Annotated in this window: 2 protein-coding genes; one reads left to right on the top strand and one right to left on the bottom strand. The window is 73.9% G+C overall.

Annotated features, from left to right (window positions below):
* The coding region (locus ACFXMF_RS47555) for an NAD(P)/FAD-dependent oxidoreductase (RefSeq protein WP_380021326.1) at positions 1-1,037 on the top strand (1,037 nt) is incomplete at its 5' end.
* Between the two features lie 137 nt (positions 1,038-1,174).
* Here ACFXMF_RS47555 and ACFXMF_RS47550 read toward each other — a convergent pair.
* Positions 1,175-1,777 (bottom strand): transglycosylase SLT domain-containing protein, encoded by a 603-nt coding sequence (locus tag ACFXMF_RS47550; protein WP_379989795.1) that lies wholly within the window; start codon positions 1,775-1,777, stop codon positions 1,175-1,177.
* Positions 1,778-2,168 lie beyond the last annotated feature (391 nt).

The following is a 2,168-nucleotide window of genomic DNA, read 5'->3' as shown; positions in this document are numbered from 1 at the left end:
GGCTCAAGGGCCACCGCACCCTCGCCGGCCGACGCATCGTGCTGGCCGGCGCCCATCCGTTGTTGCTGATCGCCGCCGCGCAGTTGGTGCGCGCCGGCGCCGACGTCGCCGAAGTCGCCTTCGCCCAGGGCCTGCCCCACCCCGCCGAGCTCACCCGCGCCCTCGCCGCGCTGCCCGGCAACCGGGCCAAGGTCACCGAGGGCCTCGCCGCGCTGCGCACCCTGCGACAGGCCGGCGTACCGATCCGCACCCACACCCTGCTTCTGCGCGCGGACGGCGAGGAACACGTCACCGCCGCGGTGCTGGCCCGGGTCGACCGCGACTGGCGCCCCGTACCCGGCACCGAACGCACCGTCGCCTGCGACACCGTCGGCACCGGCTACGGCTTCGTCCCCTCCACCGAACTGGCCCGCCAGGCCGGGTGCGCGGCGACCTGGAACGGCCCCGCCGGCGGCTGGGTCCTGGTCCACGACCACGCGATGCGCACCACCCTCCCGCACATCTGGGCCGCCGGCGAACTCACCGGCATCGCCGGCGCCGAACACGCGGTCGCCGCCGGCAAACGCGCCGCACTGGACATCTGCCGCAGCCTGGGCATCCTCGACGCCGCCGCCCACGACCAGGAACTCCCGGCCGTGGAGCGGGAATTGGCCGCGACCACCCGGATGGCCCGGCTGCTGGAGCACACCTGCGCACCCGACCGCGCCGCGCTCCACGCGCTCGCCGACGACGACACGCTGCTGTGCCGCTGCGAGGAGGTGACCTACGGGCAGATCCGCTGCACCCTGCGGGAGAACCCCGGCCTGGGCACCGCCGACGCGGTCAAACTCCTGACCCGGGCGGGCATGGGCCCGTGCCAGGGCCGGATGTGCGGACCCGCCCTGGTCGAACTCCTGCACCAGGAAACCCACATCCCCCGGGAAACCCTCGGCCCCTTCACCGCCCGCCCCCCGATCAAGCCCCTCCCGGTGTCCGCCCTCGCCGAGGCCCACGACGCCGGCACGCACACCCCCACACCACCCGTCGACACGCCTTAGGAGCACCGCCCGGCGGCAACGAACGCTAACGACCCTCTACTGCGTGGCCCGCACCCCCTGGACCCCGCCGCTGACCTACAGCTGACCCGCCGCCGGCCGATCCACCAGGCCGGTTCACCCTCATCGGGCATCCCGCGTCAGCCCCGGACCTCCCGGCCCGCCCGGGTCCAGTTGTCGTGCAGTCGATCCAGATACGAACTCGCCTGCGAGCCCGGTCGCACGCCGCGCGCGAAGGCCCGCATGTTGCCCGCTCCGGCGTTGTAGCCCAGCGCCAACAGCTCGTTCTTCGTCAGCGCACCGGCCCACTTCGCGGGCAGTTGGGCGGCCAGGTCGTGCAGGTGCCAGGCGGCGGCCCGGATCGCGAGATCCGGGTCGTCGGGCAGCTCCTGCCAGTCCCGATCGGCGAAGTCCCGGCCCTGCTTGGCCTCGTCGAAGGCCGCCCTGTGCATGTTCGCGATGCCGAACGCGGAATCCGGCTTGAGCTTCTGCCAGGCCCGCTCCAGCGCCGAGTCGTGCGGCTTGTACGACTCGTTGTGCAGGATGGCCATCAGCAGTTGCGGATCGATGCCGGCCGCCCGCGCATGCCGAACCACCTGCGGCGCATAGCGGGCCGGCTGCCCGCCACCGCCCTTGGGCACGGAGTCCTCGGCACCCGGAGTCGCCGAACCGGACGCCCGAGCCGAACCGGTCTCCGGCGGATCGCACGCCACCACGCCCGCACCCGCCAACACGAGCACCATCGCCGCCGGCCACCACCGACACCCGCGAGACTCCCGCACGCCGCGCCCTTCCCCTCCATACCTCCGGCCCGATCGGCCAGCCTACGCGTCACACCGCGCCGCCCCCGGCACCACCCGACCCCGGACCGGACAGGCCCACTGGAGGGGTGGGCGGTTCGGTGAGGTTCGCCGGGGAGCCTTTCCGGGTGGGTCGGGTGCTTTGTGGCCGGCGGTCGCGACTTGGTGGGGCTGGGCGCGGATGGCCTTGTACTAAACGGTCGGCGTGGGCTGGCGGAGATCAGCCCGGTCCCACGGTCACCGGCGGTCAGGAGCCCTGGACTCCCCGGCGAGACACGGGCGTTGCTCGCCGGAAAGGCGCTGGCAACGGCGGAGCCGGAGGGGCAGCCCGGTC

The sequence above is a fragment of the Embleya sp. NPDC059213 genome, assembly GCF_042754445.1.
In the GTDB taxonomy this organism is placed as follows: domain Bacteria; phylum Actinomycetota; class Actinomycetes; order Streptomycetales; family Streptomycetaceae; genus Embleya.
The sequence above is the reverse complement of the archived record's forward strand: the minus strand, read 5'-3'. Positions and strand labels throughout refer to the sequence as shown.